18 protein-coding genes and 1 riboswitch are annotated in these 19,614 nt (G+C 42.8%); of the genes, 4 read left to right on the forward strand and 14 right to left on the reverse strand.

The genetic code is table 11. The annotated features are described in order from the left end of the window. Positions 1-71 precede the first annotated feature (71 nt). Positions 72-554, forward strand: coding sequence for a hypothetical protein (locus ABEV15_RS07710; protein WP_498852864.1), 483 nt, complete (start codon positions 72-74; stop codon positions 552-554). 38 nt (positions 555-592) lie between these two features. On the opposite strand, the gene gatB is transcribed toward ABEV15_RS07710, so the two are convergent. The 3 genes from gatB to gatC are packed head-to-tail and all read right to left on the reverse strand — an operon-like array spanning position 593 to position 3,798. Beyond that, the gene (gene gatB, locus ABEV15_RS07715; RefSeq protein ID WP_192948590.1) at positions 593-2,023 is read right to left on the reverse strand and encodes an Asp-tRNA(Asn)/Glu-tRNA(Gln) amidotransferase subunit GatB; all 1,431 of its coding nucleotides are present in this window, start codon (positions 2,021-2,023) and stop codon (positions 593-595) included. A gap of 14 nt (positions 2,024-2,037) precedes the next feature. Next, entirely contained in the window at positions 2,038-3,495 is a 1,458-nt protein-coding gene (gene gatA, locus ABEV15_RS07720; RefSeq protein ID WP_088223594.1) for an Asp-tRNA(Asn)/Glu-tRNA(Gln) amidotransferase subunit GatA, read from the reverse strand. Positions 3,496-3,507: 12 nt separating this feature from the next. Beyond that, positions 3,508-3,798, reverse strand: coding sequence for an Asp-tRNA(Asn)/Glu-tRNA(Gln) amidotransferase subunit GatC (gene gatC / locus ABEV15_RS07725; RefSeq protein ID WP_004888803.1), 291 nt, complete (start codon positions 3,796-3,798; stop codon positions 3,508-3,510). Between the two features lie 142 nt (positions 3,799-3,940). Beyond that, positions 3,941-4,042: riboswitch (purine riboswitch) on the forward strand. Between the two features lie 22 nt (positions 4,043-4,064). Here gatC and ade point away from each other — a divergent pair. Then, positions 4,065-5,777, forward strand: a complete 1,713-nt coding sequence (gene ade, locus ABEV15_RS07730; protein WP_498852865.1) for an adenine deaminase — start codon at positions 4,065-4,067, stop codon at positions 5,775-5,777. Positions 5,778-5,812: 35 nt separating this feature from the next. Here ade and ABEV15_RS07735 read toward each other — a convergent pair whose 3' ends face one another. The 10 genes from ABEV15_RS07735 to ABEV15_RS07780 form a co-directional block, all read right to left on the reverse strand. Further along, positions 5,813-6,118 carry a hypothetical protein gene (locus ABEV15_RS07735; RefSeq protein WP_088223591.1) on the reverse strand — a complete coding sequence of 102 codons (306 nt, stop codon included), beginning with the start codon at positions 6,116-6,118 and terminating at the stop codon, positions 5,813-5,815. Positions 6,119-6,129: 11 nt separating this feature from the next. Beyond that, on the reverse strand, positions 6,130-6,861 hold the full coding sequence (locus ABEV15_RS07740; protein WP_498852883.1) for an HI0074 family nucleotidyltransferase substrate-binding subunit: 732 nt from the start codon (positions 6,859-6,861) through the stop codon (positions 6,130-6,132). A gap of 114 nt (positions 6,862-6,975) precedes the next feature. Further along, positions 6,976-8,523: an L-glutamate gamma-semialdehyde dehydrogenase gene (gene pruA, locus ABEV15_RS07745; protein WP_192951489.1), complete on the reverse strand. Its 1,548-nt coding sequence runs from the start codon at positions 8,521-8,523 to the stop codon at positions 6,976-6,978. 82 nt (positions 8,524-8,605) lie between these two features. Then, complete coding sequence (locus ABEV15_RS07750) at positions 8,606-9,739, reverse strand: CamS family sex pheromone protein (RefSeq protein ID WP_498852866.1); 1,134 nt, start codon at positions 9,737-9,739, stop codon at positions 8,606-8,608. Between the two features lie 3 nt (positions 9,740-9,742). Further along, entirely contained in the window at positions 9,743-11,761 is a 2,019-nt protein-coding gene (gene ligA, locus ABEV15_RS07755) for an NAD-dependent DNA ligase LigA (protein ID WP_498852867.1), read from the reverse strand. A gap of 5 nt (positions 11,762-11,766) precedes the next feature. Then, complete coding sequence (gene pcrA, locus ABEV15_RS07760) at positions 11,767-13,932, reverse strand: DNA helicase PcrA (protein ID WP_498852868.1); 2,166 nt, start codon at positions 13,930-13,932, stop codon at positions 11,767-11,769. A 43-nt stretch (positions 13,933-13,975) separates the two neighbouring features. Next, positions 13,976-14,671 (reverse strand): heptaprenylglyceryl phosphate synthase, encoded by a 696-nt coding sequence (gene pcrB, locus ABEV15_RS07765; RefSeq protein WP_429633342.1) that lies wholly within the window; start codon positions 14,669-14,671, stop codon positions 13,976-13,978. A gap of 62 nt (positions 14,672-14,733) precedes the next feature. Beyond that, positions 14,734-15,051 (reverse strand): YerC/YecD family TrpR-related protein, encoded by a 318-nt coding sequence (locus tag ABEV15_RS07770; protein ID WP_004888780.1) that lies wholly within the window; start codon positions 15,049-15,051, stop codon positions 14,734-14,736. 10 nt (positions 15,052-15,061) lie between these two features. Next, positions 15,062-16,084 (reverse strand): DUF3048 domain-containing protein, encoded by a 1,023-nt coding sequence (locus tag ABEV15_RS07775; RefSeq protein ID WP_498852869.1) that lies wholly within the window; start codon positions 16,082-16,084, stop codon positions 15,062-15,064. 34 nt (positions 16,085-16,118) lie between these two features. Then, positions 16,119-17,861 carry an adenine deaminase C-terminal domain-containing protein gene (locus ABEV15_RS07780; RefSeq protein WP_498852884.1) on the reverse strand — a complete coding sequence of 581 codons (1,743 nt, stop codon included), beginning with the start codon at positions 17,859-17,861 and terminating at the stop codon, positions 16,119-16,121. A gap of 86 nt (positions 17,862-17,947) precedes the next feature. On the opposite strand from ABEV15_RS07780, the gene ABEV15_RS07785 reads away from it, so the two are divergent. Both ABEV15_RS07785 and ABEV15_RS07790 read left to right on the forward strand, forming a co-directional pair. After that, positions 17,948-18,211 carry a YgaP family membrane protein gene (locus tag ABEV15_RS07785; protein WP_498852870.1) on the forward strand — a complete coding sequence of 88 codons (264 nt, stop codon included), beginning with the start codon at positions 17,948-17,950 and terminating at the stop codon, positions 18,209-18,211. 50 nt (positions 18,212-18,261) lie between these two features. Continuing rightward, positions 18,262-18,366: an EYxxD motif small membrane protein gene (locus ABEV15_RS07790; RefSeq protein ID WP_429633348.1), complete on the forward strand. Its 105-nt coding sequence runs from the start codon at positions 18,262-18,264 to the stop codon at positions 18,364-18,366. Here ABEV15_RS07790 and purD read toward each other — a convergent pair. Beyond that, complete coding sequence (purD, locus tag ABEV15_RS07795) at positions 18,329-19,609, reverse strand: phosphoribosylamine--glycine ligase (protein ID WP_498852871.1); 1,281 nt, start codon at positions 19,607-19,609, stop codon at positions 18,329-18,331. The two genes, ABEV15_RS07790 and purD, sit on opposite strands and share 38 nt — an antisense overlap. Positions 19,610-19,614: the final 5 nt, after the last annotated feature.

The following is a 19,614-nucleotide window of genomic DNA, read 5'->3' on the forward strand; positions in this document are numbered from 1 at the left end:
AAACACGAATATGTTCGCTAGTCATCCGCTGTCGATTCGTGTAAAATGGAAACGAAAAGGAGGTGAAAGGAATGGTAGAACAGCTGCTATACGAAATTCTTCATGAAGTAAAAGCAACTCGAGAAAAAGTCGAATCGCTAGAAAAACGAGTGGAAGCAGTCGAGCAAAAGGTGGAAGCTATTGAAAAAGAAGTATCTTCCTTACGCCAACAAGTACAAGCACTGGACGAGAAAGTTCAAGCGCTGGACGAGAAAGTTCAAACGCTGGATGAGAAAGTTCAAACGCTGGATGAGAAAATACAGTTACTTGATGAACGAACACTCGAAACGAAAGCGATTTGTGAAGCGGTTCGTCACGGTCAAGAGGCGCTCGCCGCAAAATACGATGCACTCGCGCTCGATGTCCACAACATGCAAGGAAACATCACCCGCTTAACAAACATACTCGAAGAAAAAGTACTCCCTGCCCTCACCGACCACGAATCGAGCATCCAAGTATTAAACAATCGTGTATTTAAAGTCGAAAGCACTTTACAAAAGCTTGTTCATCTGTAAGAAAAGCGGCATTGTCCGATGGCAATGCCGCTTTGTTTTTATCGTTTATTAATTTCTTCAAGCAATAGCTTATTGACAAGCGGTGGGTTGGCTTGTCCTTTTGTTGCTTTCATAATTTGACCGACTAAGAAGCCGATCGCACGGTCTTTTCCGTTTTTGAAGTCTTCGATCGATTGTGGATTCGCGTCGAGCACTTCTAACACAATTTTGCGCAACGTTGCTTCGTCAGAAATTTGCACAAGCCCTTGTTGTTTGACGATTTGCTCTGGATCGCCGCCTTTTTCCACAAGTTCTTTAAAGATTTTCTTCGCAATTTTTGACGAAATCGTGCCGTTTTGAATGAGTTTAATCATGCTTGCAAGACTTTCTGGCGTTAACGCAATGTCATGTAATTCTTTTTGTTCTGCGTTTAAATAAGCAGATACTTCGACCATGAGCCAGTTTGAAGCAAGCTTTGGATCCGCACCATTTGCAACCGTTGCCTCAAAAAAGTCTGCCATTTCTTTTGTAAGCGTTAATACTTTCGCATCATACTCCGGCAAACCAAGCTCTTCGACATATCGCTTTTTCCGCGCATCCGGAAGTTCTGGAATGGACGCACGTACGCGTTCTTTCCACTCATCGTCAATATAAAGCATCACTAAATCTGGTTCTGGGAAGTAACGATAGTCTTCCGAACCTTCTTTTGTGCGCATCAAAATGGTTGTTTTCGTTGCTTCGTCGAAACGGCGCGTTTCTTGCTGGATCACACCGCCAGACAATAAAATTTTCTCTTGGCGCTTCGCTTCGTATTCTAATCCTTGGCGAACGAAGTTAAATGAGTTTAAGTTTTTCAATTCTGTTTTCGTTCCAAATTTGTCTGAGCCAATTGGACGAAGGGAAATGTTCGCATCACAGCGAAGCGAACCTTCTTCCATTTTACAATCGGATACACCTGTATATTGAATGATCGACTTTAATTTTTCTAAATACGCATACGCCTCTTCTGGCGAGCGAATATCTGGCTCAGAGACAATTTCAATGAGCGGTGTCCCTTGACGGTTGAAATCAACTAACGAATAGCCATCCCCTGTATGCGTCAGCTTCCCGGCATCTTCTTCTAAATGAATGCGCGTAATGCCGATTTTTTTCTTTTTGCCGTTCACTTCAATTTCGATCCAACCATTTTGTCCAATCGGTTGGTCGTATTGTGAAATTTGGTACGCTTTCGGGTTGTCTGGATAAAAATAGTTTTTTCGGTCAAATTTCGTTTCCGTCGCAATTTCGCAGTTTAACGCCATCGCTGCTTTCATCGCATATTCAACCGCTTGTTTGTTTAGCACCGGAAGAACGCCCGGATACCCTAAGTCAATGACGCTCGTTTGTGTGTTTGGGGGCGCTCCGAATGCGTTTGGACTGCTTGAGAAAATTTTCGATTTCGTTTTCAGCTCGACGTGCACTTCAAGTCCGATGACGATTTCAAAATTCATCACTTATTCCCCCCTTACAACGTTGGTTTTTGTTTATGATAGTCTGTTGCTTGCTCGAAAGCATGAGCAACGCGGTAAATCGTACTTTCATCGAAATGTTTGCCGATAATTTGCAAACCAACCGGAAGCCCGTCGACAAATCCGCATGGAATCGAAATACCTGGAACACCGGCAAGGTTTACTGGGATCGTTAAAATGTCGTTTGCGTACATTGTTAATGGATCGCTCGTTTTTTCACCAATTTTAAACGCTGGCGTTGGGGTTGTTGGTCCGATAATGACGTCGTATTTTTCAAAGACGTTTTCAAAGTCTTGTTTAATGAGCGTCCGCACTTTTTGCGCTTTTTTGTAGTACGCATCATAGTAGCCCGAGCTTAACGCAAACGTTCCGAGCATAATGCGGCGCTTCACTTCGTTGCCGAACCCTTCGCTGCGCGTTTGCTTGTACATCTCCATTAAATTTTTCGCATTATCTGTCCGATAGCCGTAACGAACGCCGTCAAAGCGAGCAAGGTTAGCAGACGCCTCAGAAGATGCTAATAAGTAGTATGTTGCTAGCGCATATTTTGAATGAGGGAGCGATACTTCTTCCCACGTTGCGCCGAGGCTTTCTAACACTTTTAGCGCTTGAAGAACAGATTGGCGAACTTCGTCTGATACACCTTCGCCCAAATATTCTTTCGGCACGGCAATTTTTAAACCTTGAATGTCACCTGTTAAGGCAGAAACATAATCTGGTACATCGACATTTGCTGATGTAGAATCCATTGGATCTAAACCAGAGATGACTTGTAGTAAATATGCGTTATCTTCCACCGTGCGTGTAATTGGACCGATTTGGTCAAGCGAAGACGCAAACGCAACAAGCCCATAGCGCGATACGCGACCGTACGTCGGTTTTAAACCAACGACGCCACAAAACGCTGCTGGCTGGCGAATCGATCCACCTGTGTCTGATCCAAGCGCAAATGGCACTTCTCCTGCCGCCACTGCTGCTGCTGAACCACCGCTTGAACCACCTGGCACGCGCTCTAAATCCCACGGGTTGCGCGTGAGTTGAAAACCAGAGTTTTCTGTCGATGATCCCATCGCAAACTCGTCCATATTTAATTTACCGATCGTTACTGCATCAGCTTCGTTTAAACGCTCTACAACCGTCGCATCGTAAATCGGGTCGAAGTTGTACAAAATTTTGCTGGCACACGTTGTGCGAAGCCCTTTTGTCACAATGTTATCTTTAATGCCAATTGGCATCCCAAAAAGCAAACCAAATTCCTTTTCCGTAGCTAGTTTTTCATCTAACTGTTTCGCTTTCGCGCGCGCTTGTTCTTCGTTTAACGTTAAAAACGCTTGTACTTTTTCCTCTACGTCATGAATGCGTTTAAACGATTCATCCACTAAATCCGAAACAGAAATTTCTTTTTTATGTAATAAACTGTGTAACTCAGATATGCGGTAGTCAAACAATGACATATTCTTCCCTCCTTACTCTAAAATGGCTGGTACTCGGAATTGCCCGTCTTGATGGTCTGGTGCGTTTTTCAATACGTCTTCTAACGGAAGACCAGCTGTCGGTACATCTTCCCGCATCACATTTTTCATATTTAATACATGTGACGTTGGTGGAACATTTTCAGTATCTAGCTCATTTAACTGCTCCGCAAACGTAATAATGGCGTCTAATTGTTTCGCAAACATTGTTGCTTCTTCCTCTGTAATCGCTAAACGTGCTAAATGCGCGACGTGTTTTACTTGTTCGATTGAAATTCGTGACATATGTTTCACCTCCGATATTGTCGACCTTCCACAATACTATGATGATACCAAACTTTCGCGCAGTGAAGCAACATTTACCATTCATTTTACTTACAGAAAAAATCATTCATTGACGAAAAAACGATGAACGTTGTAGAATGAAAAAAATTTTAAAAAAACAACTCGTATAATTTCGGAAATATGGTCCGAAAGTTTCTACCAAACGACCGTAAATCGTTTGACTACGAGGATTGCTCCTCGTATCGAGTTGGGGAGGAGGAACATCTATGAAACGACTTACTGTAGCTTCAAAACAACAATTAGCCGATGTTGTCGTAAAAAACGGAAAAATTATCAACGTCTTTACACATGAAATTGTCCAAGCGGACATTGCCATTGCCGATGGCAAAATTGTTGGTATCGGTGCATATGACGGGCAAACCGTCATTGACGCAAAAGGAAAATACGTATGTCCTGGACTTATCGACGGACATGTTCATATTGAATCATCAATGGTCACCCCAAGCGAATTTGCTCGCGTCGTCGTTCCACACGGCGTCACCACCGTTATTACGGATCCGCACGAAATTGCGAACGTCTCGGGGACAAAAGGCATTGAATTTATGCTAAACGACTCCAATGACATTCCGCTTGATGTATATGTCATGTTGCCATCATGCGTGCCTGCAACCACTTTTGAACATGCTGGGGCAACGCTTCACGCCGAACATTTAGCCCCATTCTTTTCCCATCCGCGCGTGCTTGGGCTTGCAGAAGTGATGGATTATCCTTCACTTCTAGAAGGAAAGCAACCTATGCTTGCGAAACTAGCCGCTGCGATGGAAGCAAATAAACTGATCGACGGTCATCTAGCTGGACTGGATGAAACAGCTGTGAACGTATACCGAAGCGCCAATGTCCATACTGACCATGAATGTGTCACCGTAGACGAAGCGCTCACTCGCGTTCAACGCGGCATGTACGTTTTACTTCGCGAAGGGTCGGTCGCAAAAGATTTAAACAAACTCCTTCCAGCTATTAATACGTATAACGCGCGTCGCTTTTTATTTTGCACGGACGATAAACATATTGACGAGCTTGTCACAGAAGGAAGTATCGATCATCATATTCGTCTAGCGATTCAGGCAGGCATGAATCCACTTACAGCTATTCAAATGGCGACATTAAATGCGGCAGAATGTTATCGCCTATATACGAAAGGCGCGATCGCTCCTGGGTACGACGCTGACTTTTTGCTTGTCGAAGATTTACCGTCGTTTTCCATTACGCACGTCTATAAAAAAGGGGTACTCGTTGCAGAAAACGGACGCGCTACCTTTTCTGTGGCGAAAGCAACTTCGATCGACAAAGCGATTACTCAATCGGTTCATGCCAAAAAGATAACAAAAGAAGATGTGCAAATTTCGTTTACACGCGGAAAGCAAGCAAATGTCATTCAAATCATTCCAAATCATTTGCATACGAAACGAATCGTAACAGAAGTGGATGTTGAAAATGGCGTCTTTCAACCGTCGATCGGGCGAGATTTATTAAAGCTCGTTGTCGTTGAACGTCATCGCGGTCTCGGTGTCGGTGTTGGCATTGTCAACGGCTTTCAACTGAAAAAAGGAGCGATTGCTTCATCGATTGCCCATGATTCACATAACATCATCGCCGCTGGAACGAACGATGACGACATCATCAATGCAATTGAACATATAAAACATATAAACGGTGGACTTGCTGTTGTCGAAAGCGGACACGTGTTGGCAGACTTGCCGCTTGAAATCAGCGGTCTCATGACAGCGAAAAGGTTTGAAGACGTATTAGAACAACTGCAAAAGATACACGATGCTTTAATAACGATTGGAGCATCAGACGAATTCAATCCATTTATTACGCTCGCCTTTTTAGCGTTGCCAGTCATTCCAGAGCTGAAATTAACCGACCAAGGCTTATTTGACGTTTCATCGTTTCAATTTATAGACGTGGAAGCATAGGGGGATTTTTTATCCCTCTTTTTTATCGAATGAAATTACATGATTCTCCGCCCCACATAATATCCCAGTGCTCCCATATAAATCGGGGCTGCAAAGCCAAAAGGAGGATAAAAAGGAAGCGACGTAATCGTTGCGATCCCTAAAACAACAGCCCAATCCCATTTAAATCCCCATTTTTCATCGATAAAAAAAATGAGCGCCTCTGTTACCGCACATATAAACGGAACAGCTAGTACTGCAATTGGAAAAATGGCAATAAAGAAAGAAAAACCGCTAAATAATGAGAGCGAAAGGGCAAACATGACAAACGACAACAAAACTCCTATTAAAAATTTTTTCACTCATTCTCCCCCTATTCTTCCAATTCACGAACTCGTTTTTTCATCTCTACTAATAATTGATCAAATAAATGAACGTATCGCTGGCGAATATGTTCATAAATTTCCATCGCTATTTGTTCATCGTATGTATGTGATGTCCTATTTCGATCTTCTAACATTTGAATCCACGCTTCTCCATCTTCAATAAGTCCTTCTTTAAATGCTTGTTTAATCGTTTTTCGCGGACTTGTCACTTCGTTATTTCCGTTATATTCCAAGTAACTTTTCATCCATTTCCATGCTAGCTCGTACGTAAATTCAAATCGTTGAATTGTTGCGTCAAGAACTAGGTCGTCTTTTTCCACATCACGCGTAATGCTTTGATGTAGTTTATTTAATGCTTTTTCAAAGTCAAATAGTTTATCCATGATTTTATTCATCGTCACAACGACCTCCCCTCGTTCATTCGTTAAAAAAATTGTCTTTCCTTCAAGATCAATATACGATTTGAGTTTTTCATTGCTGATCTTTTCATAATCAATAGCATCTACCGTATAAATGATATTTGCTTCCGCTAAATCGTCTTGAATGCGATACAGCTGCTCGTTATGGCTTCTAAACTTAATCGCAATATCGATGTCCGACGTTTCTTTATAATCGCCTCTTGCCCTTGATCCGAACAAAATCACTTTTTCGATGATGTTCGCATAATTTCGAAACACACAAATGAGGTTATAAAATGTTTGCTTTTTTAAGCCGTACATGTTTGTACTCAATCGCCCATCACCACCCACTTCTATATCATCTTTTATACCCTATCACTCTTATCTTACGTATTTGAAACCCCTCTTAGCATTTTCGCCAAGAGGGGTTTTCCATTAAAACATTTCGGATACCGTTTTTGCTTGCATATGAAGAAGTAAGTAGTCTGGTCCACCTGCTTTCGAGTCTGTTCCAGACATATTGAACCCACCGAATGGATGGTAGCCGACGATCGCGCCTGTGCAACCGCGGTTAAAGTAAAGGTTACCAACATGGAACTCCTCACGCGCTTTTTCAAGGTTAAAGCGGTTATTTGAAATGACGGCACCTGTTAAGCCATATTCGGTATTGTTGGCAATTTCAAGCGCATGGTCGAAGTCTTTTGCTTTCGTAAACGCCACAACAGGTCCGAAAATTTCTTCTTGCATAATGCGCGCTTTTGGATCAACATCGGCAAACACCGTCGGCTGAATGAAGAAGCCTTTCGAGTCGTCTCCTTCACCGCCTGTCATAAGCTTGCCTTCTTGTTTCCCAATTTCGATATATTCCATAATTTTGTTGTACGCCGATTGATCAATAACCGGTCCCATAAACGTGCTTTGTTCTTCTGGGTTGCCAACTTTTAATTGCTTCGTTAACTCGACGACGCGGTTTAATACTTGGTCATACACGTCTTCAAGCGCGACAACACGCGAGCATGCCGAGCATTTTTGCCCAGAGAAGCCAAAAGCAGATGCCACGATCGATTGTGCAGCTAATTCTAAATCTGCTTCTTTATCGACGACAATTGTATCTTTTCCGCCCATTTCCGCAATGACGCGCTTGAGCCAAATTTGTCCTGGATGCACTTTCGCTGCGCGCTCGTAAATGCGAATGCCGACGTCGCGTGAGCCTGTAAAGCTAATGAAACGTGTGCGCGGATGATCTACTAAGTAGTCGCCTACTTCTGCGCCGCTTCCTGGAATGTAGTTTAATACGCCTGCTGGAAGACCTGCTTCTTCTAGCACTTCAACGAACTTATATGCTACGACTGGCGTTGCACTTGCTGGTTTTAAAAGCACCGTATTTCCTGTGACAAGCGCGGCAACGGTTGTTCCCGCCATAATCGCAAATGGGAAGTTCCATGGTGAAATGACAACGCCAACACCAAGCGGAATGTAGAAGAAGCGATTTGTTTCTCCTGGACGACTCTCAACAGGAATGCCATCTTTCAACTTCAACATTTGACGTGCATAATATTCCATAAAATCAATCGCTTCAGCTGTATCCGCATCGGCTTCTTTCCATGGCTTCCCTGCTTCTTTCACAAGCAATGCGGAAAACTCATGTTTGCGGCGACGCACAATCGCTGCCGCACGGAACAAAATATCTGCGCGCATTTCTGGCTTTGTTTTGCTCCACCATGTAAATGCCGCATCGGCTGTTTGCATCGCTTTTTCTGCTAAATCTTTATTCGCTTTCGCTACGCGACCGACAACTTCTGTTTTATTCGCTGGATTAATTGAAACAATCTTATCTTCTGTCATGATTCGCTCGCCGCCAATCACAAGCGGATAATCTTGACCGAGATAAGCTTGTACCGTTTTTAACCCTTCTTCAAACGCTTTTTTGTTTGCTTCGACTGTAAAATCAGTAAATGGTTCATGTTTATAAGGTTGTACCATTTATAAGCCCCCTTCGTTGAGATTACAAAAGCGTTCCCACACACAATCCCATTCTACCGAATGAGCGATACATATTCAAATGTTATGGCTGATATATGTGAACAAACGGCTCACTTTTGTCTGGGCTTTTTATAATGATGCTTTCCGGTCCACGGACGGAAGAAATGTAAACAGAAATTGGCATATAGTCAGGCATTTTTTCCATGAGAAGACCTGTAACGTATTGCGTAAATCCGATCACTTCCGCCTTTCCGTAAAACTGCATAACGATGTCAATCGTCAATTGTTGCAGTTGGTCATCGCGATAAAACGCTCTGCCAATGACTCCGGTGTAATTCGGGAAAAATTCTTCAATATCCGATTTCAAGTTTAGAAACTTCACTAGATCATCGCGATGGTTTTTTTCCGCTTCATCAGACGGGAATACATAATATTCTTCATTGATGTTTTCCCAGTCTTGAATGGTATTGCTTCCCTTATCTACGTAACCAACCGCAAAAAAGTGTCCTGGAACAATGGACGATTTCGGCTGTTGTTCAAATAAACCAACGACGATCGGCACTTCCTTTAGCCCATCGATTTGACGTAAGCGAGAAACAATTTCTTCTGCTGCTTTTTTCCCTTCCTTCTCCATATCGCTTTTTGAAATTTTTACTTCGCGTGGATATCCTTCTTCTGTTTCATAGTAATGAACAGAATTCATCGCAAGTCCGATGACAACCCCGCCTAATTTCACTTTATCGTTTCCCGTTTTCACTAAGTAGTTATGTTCTAAAATATGTGAAATGTAAAGGGGCGATTTTTTATTTTTTTCTGCATTTGTCCCTTCATTTCCTAGAGCAGGATTCAACCCTTCGCCATTTCCTTGTTTTCGTTTGAGCCACGACTCAATCGTTTTTCGATCTAAATATTGTCCTTGTTGGAATAAATATTGCGATGGGGAGAATTTCTCTTGTGCAATGCGCATTAAACCAAGTTCAAATTCATCCATATCTAATCTTGTATTCACATTTTCAACGACAAGCCCGCGCGCCTCTCCAGGTTGAAAAGGTAAAATGGTGCGATAATACGAATTAGAAATGTTGTACTTTGGAATAATCGCCTTTTGTTTTTTATTATCTGTCTCTTGCACTACTTGCTCTTCTTGATTAAATTTTGGCGCGCATGCTGACAAAGTAAGAAGCATACAAGCAAGCAATATGATCCACTTTTTCATCGTTCACACCTGCTTTGATTGTTGTATTTCTTGAAGAAAACGCGCTTCATCCCAAATCGTAATGCCGAGTTGTCTTGCTTTTTCTAATTTTGATCCAGCGTCTTCACCGACAACGACAACGTCTGTTTTTTTGCTGACGCTTCCTGTCACTTTTCCACCTAACGCCTCAATTGTTTCTTTTGCTTCACTCCGCGACATCGACTGCAACGTACCTGTTAAAACAAACGTCTTCCCAGCAAACGTGGAGCTTATATCGACTGTCTGTTTTGCTCCTTTATATGTCATATTGACACCATATGCCCGCAAACGTTCAAGCAACTGCTTCACTTCTTCTTTTGAAAAATACGTGACGATTGAATCCGCCATTTTTTCACCGATTTCGTGAATGGCCGTCAGCTCTTCTTTTGTCGCTTGTTGGAGTCGCTCCATCGTTTCAAAATGTTCCGCTAACGTTTTTGCAGCTTTCGCGCCCACGTGACGAATACCGAGCCCAAACAACAAACGTTCAAGCGAGTTTTGTTTCGATGCTTCAATCGCTTGCAGTAAGTTTGTTGCTGATTTTTCACCCATTCGTTCTAATGCGACAAGCTGGTCTTTTGTTAACGTGTACAAATCTGCCACGCTGCGAACAAGACCATGCTCAAATAGTTGAGCAATGACTTTTTCCCCCAATCCGTCAATGTTCATCGCCTGGCGTGAAACGAAATGAATGAGCCCTTCTCGAATTTGTGCCGGACATTGTGGATTGACGCAGCGAAGGGCGACTTCATCATCAAGTCGAACAAGTTCGCTCGCACACGCAGGACAATGCGTTGGCATATCGAACGGTTTCTCTTGTCCTGTCCGCCGCTCTAGCAACGAACGAACAACCTCTGGAATAATATCGCCTGCTTTTTTAATAACAACGTAATCACCGAGACGAATATCTTTTTCACGAATGTAGTCTTCATTATGAAGCGAAGCACGTTGCACGATCGTCCCTGCGACGCGTACCGGCTGCAAAATGGCGGTCGGTGTCACCACGCCTGTCCGACCAACGCTTAATTCAATATCAACAAGTTGTGTCACAACTTCTTCTGCCGGAAATTTATACGCGATCGCCCAACGTGGACTTTTCGCTGTTGCCCCGAGTTGCTTTTGCTGCGCAAATGCATCTACTTTTATAACGATTCCATCAATATCATACGGCAATGACGCTCGCTGTTCATGCCACTGCTCGATGTAAGCAAGCACGTCATCAATCGTTTCACATACTTGTCGTGCTGGGTTAGTTTTAAATCCGAGCTCATCTAAGTAACGAAGCGATTCACTATGAGAGACAAGCCCGAGCTCTTCGCCGTTGACAACACTATATATAAATACATCTAGTTGGCGAGCAGCGGCGACTTTGGGGTCAAGCTGACGAAGCGAGCCAGCAGCCGCATTGCGCGGATTGGCAAACAATTCTTCCCCATTCATTTTTCGCTGTTCATTTAGCTTTTCAAATGATTTTCGCGGCATATATGCTTCTCCGCGCACTTCAATTGTCACTTTTTTACTCAATCGAAGTGGCAGCGAACGAATCGTTTTTAAGTTTTCCGTAATATCCTCGCCCGTCGTTCCATCGCCACGCGTCGCCCCTTGTACAAAATAACCGTCTTCATAGCGAAGCGATACCGCTAAACCGTCAATTTTTAATTCACATACATAACGCACATCGCCAACTTCTTGGCGTACACGGCGGTCGAAATCGCGTAAATCCCCTTCATTGAAAGCGTTGCTTAAACTAAGCATCGGTACGCGATGGGTAACTTTTTTAAACGCTTCTAACGGGGCGCCACCAACGCGCTGTGATGGAGAGTCGGGCGTTTTATATTGAGGATATTGCTCCTCTAACTCCATTAATTTTCTCATCAATTCATCATATTCCGCATCAGAAATAGACGGTTGATCTAACACGTAATATGCGTAATTATGCTTTTCAATTTGTTCGCGCAATTCAACAATTTGCTTTTCAACGTCGTGTTGTGCCACGTTTTTCACCCTTTCTACACTTTCGTAATCGGAGCAAATTTCGCCAATAGTCGCTTAATGCCGATTGGACTTGAAAAGGCAACATCTAGCTCTTGATCGCCGTCGCTTTCTTTTATGCGAACGATTGTGCCAATCCCCCATACTTTATGGCTCACTTTATCGCCTACGCGCCATCCTCCGTACGAAACTGTAGATGGACGTTGCGACGCCGGCTGTTTTGTCACACGTTTGTGCGCATATTCAATGAGTTCTTCAGGAATTTCATCAATAAATCGTGATGGGGCGTTGACATGCGTTTGTCCAAACAATGTGCGCATATGCGCGCGCGTTAAAAAGAGCTCTTCTTGCGCGCGTGTAATGCCGACATACGCTAACCGACGTTCTTCTTCCATTTCATCTTCATCGTTTAATGAGCGGTTATGTGGGAAGATGCCTTCTTCTAGTCCGACTAAAAAGACGACTGGAAACTCTAATCCTTTTGCCGAGTGAAGTGTCATTAAAACGACGGCATCATTTGTTTGTCCTTCGCTATCATTATCAAGCTGATCAATATCTGCCACAAGCGCCAAATCCGTTAAAAAGGCAACGAGCGATTTATCTTCGTTTACTTGTTCAAAATGTTGGGTGACAGATAAAAACTCATCAATGTTTTCAAGTCGGCTATGCGCTTCTAACGTTTTTTCTTCGCGAAGCATATCGCGGTAACCTGAACGATCGAGTACATCTTCAACAAGTTCGGTTACAGATAAATAATGTTGCATTTGGCTCCAATGATGAATTTGTTCGCGAAATTGTACGAGCGGTGCAGCGATGCGCGCGCTAATTCCGATCTCTTCAATGAAAGCAAGCGCATCAAACATCGATATCCCGCGGCTAGAAGCATATGCTGCGATTTTATCAATTGTCGATGCACCGATGCCGCGTTTCGGAACGTTAATTATTCGCGTGAAGCTAATGTCATCATTTGGATTCGCAATTAAACGCAAATAAGCTAAAATATCTTTAATTTCTTTTCGGTCGTAGAATTTTAACCCTCCGACAATTTTATATGGAATGTTTGCCTTTAATAACATTTCTTCAAGGACGCGCGATTGCGCATTCGTCCGATATAAAACAGCAAAATCTTTATACGTTCGTTTTCCTGCATCAACATATTCTTTCATTTTTCCGACGACAAACTGCGCTTCATCTACTTCCGTCATCGCCTCATAATACACAAGCGCGTGTCCTTCGCTATTTTCTGTCCAAAGTTTTTTCGGTTTTCGCTGTGTGTTATGCTCAATGACTGCGTTTGCCGCTTGTAGAATACGCTTTGTTGAACGATAGTTTTGTTCAAGCAAAATAACTTTTGCATTTGGATAGTCTTTTTCAAACGATAAAATGTTGCTAATATCTGCACCGCGCCAACGATAAATCGATTGATCAGAATCGCCGACAACACATAAGTTTTGAAATCGTTTCGCAAGCATGTTCACTAACAAATATTGCGAACGGTTCGTATCTTGATATTCATCGACATGAATGTATTGAAACTTTCGTTGATAATATTCCAACACTTCCGGAACGCGTTGAAATAGTTGAATCGTCATCATAATTAAATCATCAAAATCAAGAGCATGATTGCGCAACAATCGTTTTTGATACTCCTTGTACACGTCGGCAACAAGCTGTTCATATGGGTTCGCCGCTTGATCAGCGTATTTTTCTGGCGTTATCAATTCATTTTTTGCGCTACTAATCACGCCTAATAGTGCACGTGGATCGTATTTTTTTGGATCAATATTGCGGTCTTTTAAAATATGTTTTAACACCGATAATTGATCGGTTGGATCTAAAATAGAAAAGTTAGCATGAATGCCAATGCGATCAATATCGCGTCGCAAAATGCGGACGCACATCGAATGAAACGTTGAAATCCATATATCTTCCGCCTGCTCCCCAACGATGCGCTCCACACGCTCTTTCATTTCACGCGCCGCTTTGTTTGTAAATGTAATCGCTAAAATGTTCCACGGAGCAACGTCTTTTTCCGCCATTAAATAGGCGATGCGATGCGTTAATACGCGTGTTTTCCCACTTCCTGCCCCAGCCATAATCAAAAGTGGGCCTTCCGTCGTTTTTACCGCCTCTTTTTGTTTTTCATTTAAACCTTCTAACAGCATACGTGCTGACATACTCATTTTTCCCACCACCAAAACATATGTTCTCTTTTTTATTCTCCATTTATGTCAATTTTCCTTTTACCACCTCGACTGTTTGTAATGCCATTTGTAAATTTGTATAAATGGCATTTCCAACGACAATCGTATCTGCCCACATCGCCATTTCTTTCGCTTGCTCTGGTGTATGAATGCCACCGCCATAAAATAAGCGAGTATGACGTAGCGTCTTTTTCACTTTTTCTACGAGCGCCACATCTCCGTACCGCCCGCTATACTCCATATAAAAAATCGGGAAATGATACATATGTTCTGCCATTCGAGCATACGCAATCACATCTTCATCTGTTACATTCGTTCTTGCACTCGTTAACGATGCCGCCTTACATTCCTCGTTTAAAATACAATATCCTTCAACAAACAGTTCTTCCCAATTGATTAAATCACCAAACTGCTTCACCGCTTCATGATGTAAATCAATGAGCCAAGTAAGATCCCGACTATTTAGCACCATCGGAATAAAGTAATAGTCAAATCCAGGAGTGATCGCCTCGATATTCGATACTTCTAGCGCACACGGAACGGAAAAACGGCGCACGCGCGCAAGTAGATCGATGACGTTTTCAAGCGTCACACCGTCCGTTCCACCAACAATAATGGCATCTGTACCTGATTCACATACTTGTTCTAACTGCTCATCTGTTATATCTTTATTCGGATCTAATTTGAACACATGTCGCCACGTTGTCATCTCATTCATTTTTTTCACCTCATCTCATTATAACAGAAATCATAGCAAAAAAATCGTAAAAAGAAGCTGACTCATTGTGAGCCAGCCTCCTCCTTTTGTTCGTTATAAATGCGATCGAGTGCCATCGCATACGCATCATTTCCGTAATTTAAGCAACGTTTTACACGCGAAATGGTCGCTGTGCTTGCACCTGTTTCTGTTTCAATTTTATGATACGTATATCCTTCACGTAACATGCGCGCCACTTCTAATCGTTGCGCAAGCGCTTGTATTTCATTCACTGTACATAAATCGTCAAAAAAACGATAACATTCTTCTAAATCTTTTAATGACAAAATCGCTCGAAATAATTGATCAAGCTCCCTACCTCTCAATTTATTAATTTGCATACACTTCCCCCTATTCATATCGTACTTGCCTTAAGTCTGGAACGACTTGAATCCATGTTTTCCCTGGAATAAATCCGAGCGGAACACCGTCTTTATAAGGAAGGAGGCGTCCATCAACATTTTTCCATTGTACGTGCTGCACGGTTCCTTTTTGGAATAAATAACCGTTTCCACCTGACATAAAATCAATATCTCTCCGCCCATAATCATCAATGATTCGATGCACGGCTTCAATCACAAACACATTTTCTACCGCAATCGGCGTATTTGTCTCTCGGTCGACTGTCGGCTCACCACCGCTCGAACGAACATATTTCGCCCCATCGTACGCATAATGAACGTGAGCATACGACCGTTTGGAGTACACCACATCAATATTCGTCGCTTTTATAGCATTTGTCAAATCGTTTGTGAAAAAAGGTAGTGGTTTGACTTCTTCTTCGAAAACATAGCCGTTTTTTTCAGCACCTTTTTTAATATGTTCAAAGGAAATGTACGAATTGTGCGGTGCCTTTCGCGTTCGATCTCTCCAAAATAACGTCCCATCATAAAATAGCCCATTTAAATAATCCGCCGCACCAGACTTTAATAACGTTTGCGCTTCCGGACTCCATCCATGACATACGTATAACGCATGAAAACCGTTGCTTAGCTGAACAAAATAATCTCTTGCGCTTCGAACAGGCCCGATGACATTAGGCTGTTCACTTTGATAAATCGCTAACAGCCGCGTAATATCGCCCTCTGCAAGCACTTCATAAACAATATCTGCTTTGTGCAGCCCTGACTGCGGCCGAGCAGCAGGATAGTTGTTAATCATCACCGCCACAGCGCGTTGCATCGCTTTTTCATTTGTTGGGATTCCTGTTAACGGAAACGTCCATGACGTTTCCTCTTGTTTCTGTTCTTTTTCTTGCTCAACCGTTGTTGACGGGGACTTCTTTTCTTTTGTGTTTGATTCTGCGCGCTGACATCCGATACAAAAGATAAGCAACATCATAATCATCAAGAAAAAAAATAATCGCCGCAACATGAACCCAACCTTTCCTTTTCGCTCCTTTTATATTTTAACGCATTATCGTTGGAAAGAGTACTGTTTTATGCATTACATCGTAAATCCCTTTCGGTGTAATGCGAATATACGGTAAATGTGTCGACGACAAAAAGAGCAGTGTGTAAATCGGATCAGCAAACGTATACCCACGCGCTCGCAACAGTTCGCCAAGCGTTTTTTCTTCTTCCATTAACGCTTCTATCGGTTTTGCCGACATTAGTCCGCCTAAAGGAAGCGAAATTTCATGAATGATTTCTCCATGTTCGCAAAGGACAATGCCGCCCCCCATTTGTTTCATACGCTCAAATGCAAGCAAAAGATCGCGTTTGCTTTTTCCAATTAAAATGATATCCCCCGTATTCGAATACGAACTAACAAGCGCTTGCACATGTGTCGCAAATCCTTTTAATACGGTGTTTACGCGCCATTTTCCGTCACGATCAATGAGCATTAAAAAGCTTTCATCGTGATCGGTTGATAATTCATCAGCCGATGTATCTATCGAAATAGAATACGGTTTAATAATGACGGAGTTTTCCATATACATACCTAATGGCATCGAAAACTGTAAATCATCCATCTGTAAATCCCAAGTCAGCACAAGTGGCATAAGACCATGTGCATCCCATTCCATCGTTGAGAAAGCATGAACAGGAACGCCATCACGTTTGACCCATTGTCCGCTGGCTAAAACAGAGATCGGTGTCGGATTGGAAGCATGTTCAAGAATATTAATATGTGCAATACGCCCGGGTGTAATGCTTCCGTGCAAATGATCCATATTATAATAACGAGCGACATTCCACGTTGCCATGCTGTATGCTTCGATTTCAGGCACTCCTTCTTGCAAGGCGATGCGAATCATCTCATCAATCATTCCGTTTTCATAAAAAGCAGGGGTCGAACCGTCTGTCGTAAACATGCAATGATCGTAATGATGAATGCCGCATTGTTTCATCTCTTTAAGCAACGTCGGCAAATCAGGCCGAATGGATGAATGACGCAGCGATACGGTATACCCTTGCATCAACCGCTTATAGACGTCACTTCCGGTCATCGCTTCATGGTCAGCGTCCGCACCAAACAGTTTCATTTTCGTTAACGTACGATCTGAAGCGCCCGGAAAATGACCTTCTACTTTTTTACCGAGCTTTTTCGCTTCTTGCATCCAATGGAGAACGAAATCGTCTCCTTCTAACAATTTTGGCCATCCTGTTAATTCACCAACTTGTAAAACCGCATCATTTTCAAGCCAGCCTTTCATGTTTTTATATGAAAAAAGATGCTCTTCTCCGTCCATTTCTGTTTGTGGATCAAGTCGGCACCACCAATACATCGTGACAGGCTGTTTTTCCATAGCCACCAAAAAAGAAAACGCTTTCTTTTTTGTTAACTGTAAAAAAAGGAATAGATTGTCATTAATAAGTGTCGTTGTTCCGCACTGAGCTGCATATTCCGCTAACGTCTGGGGATTATATAACTGAAACGGATGAGCATGAGGCTCAATGTAACCAGAAACAAGCATACGATTCGTGCAATCAACGACTTCGCATGAGTCCAATTGCTTCGGTTTATCCGGACCGACGTATACAATTCGGTCATCGCAAATCCATACGTTCCCTTTCACCCATTGACGAATGTATGGATGTAAGTATGTGGCATTTAGCAACACTTTCGTTGGCGCTTGCTTTCCATCAACAATCGCAACGTGCTTGCGAATTTGTTCGCTTTTCCATCGATACCGTTTTTCCATCATCATCGCTTTCCTCCTAAATCGTACCATCGTATATACACATTTTAACGGATGAAAGCGAAATTCACAAACAAAAAAGGAGGAATAACATGAAACAAAACATCGGTATTATTAATGCGATGATTCGCATTACATGCGGATTTACTATGCTTGCTTGGGCAACGGCCAATCTCGCCCGTAAACCGTGGCGCGAATCGTATATATGGGTCACCATGATCGCTGCGATGAAAATTGCGGAAGGTATTGTTCGCTTCTGCCCTGTTATAGCGTTGTTTGAACGATACCAATGCCATTGTGAAAACAACAACGAAAAAGAAAAAGCCATTTCAATTGAACCAGTCAATCCTTCGTAACAATGACCCCCTTGTATCACATACAAGGGGGCAAAAAGGAGAGAGCAAATATGATTGCAGAATATATAATAGATACATTTTTCATTCTTATTCTTTTAATTGGAAGCATCGTTGCCCTTAGTTTTGTATACGTTCGCAAGCGGCGTGCGCGATAGCTTTATGGCCAATATCGTGCCGATAAAACAGTTGATCGCATGAAATATGCTGAATTTGTTCATACACAAGACGTTGTGCTTCTTCTAATGTCTTTCCATTAGCAACAACGAGGAGCACTCGTCCTCCATCCGTTACCCACTCATCGTTTACAAGTTTTGTGCCGGCGTGGAAAATTTGTGCTTTCGTTATACGTTCTAGCCCGCGAATAACAGCGCCTTTTTCATATTGCTCAGGGTATCCTTTCGCCGCTAAAACAACGCCAATTGTTGCCTCATCGCTCCAATGTAATGTAATCGGCTGATCTTCTAATAACGAAACAATCACTTCAACAAGATCGTTTTTTAGTCGTGGTAAAATGACTTGTGCTTCAGGGTCGCCAAATCGCGCATTAAATTCAATCACTTTCGGTCCTTCTTCTGTGGCGATTAATCCTGCGTATAAAAATCCTGTAAATGAACATCCTTCTTTTTTCAACGCTCTCGCTGTCGGTTTCACAATTGTTTCAACCGCTTCATAAACCGTTTGTTCGCTAATTTGCGGAACAGGGGAATACGCACCCATTCCTCCCGTGTTCGGACCTTGATCGCCATCAAATGCTCGCTTATGATCTTGGGCGATAACCATCGGATATACGCGCTCCCCGTGCACAAATGTCATAAGTGAAAACTCTTCACCTTGTAAATATTGTTCAACGACGACTTGTGCACCTGCTTCACCGAACTTTTTCGCAACCATCGTGTCATGTAACGCGCAAAGCGCCTCTTCAACTGTCATTGCCACCGTGACACCTTTTCCAGCCGCAAGTCCATCCGCTTTAATAACGATCGGTGCACCTTGTTCGCGCACATAACGTACAGCGTCATCATAATTTGTAAATGTCGCATAGTTCGCTGTTGGAATGTTGTATTTTCTCATGATTTCTTTCGCAAACGCTTTGCTTCCTTCAATGAATGCCGCTTGTTGTTTCGGACCAAAAATACGCAATCCTTCACTTTCAAAACGATCGACAATACCTGCTAACAATGGGGCTTCCGGACCAACGATCGTTAAATCGATCGCTTCTTTTTTCACCCACTGAGCTAGCGCCTCAACATCCGTTTCTGAGATTGGAACGCGCGTAGCAATCGAAGTCATTCCGTCGTTTCCTGGCGCGACATACACACTAGTCACAAGCGGGCTTTGGGCTATTTTCCATACAAGCGCATGTTCTCGACCACCACGCCCAATAATGAGCACTTTCATCGTTC

The organism is Bhargavaea massiliensis, from assembly GCF_050480245.1.
GTDB lineage: Bacteria > Bacillota > Bacilli > Bacillales > Anoxybacillaceae > Anoxybacillus.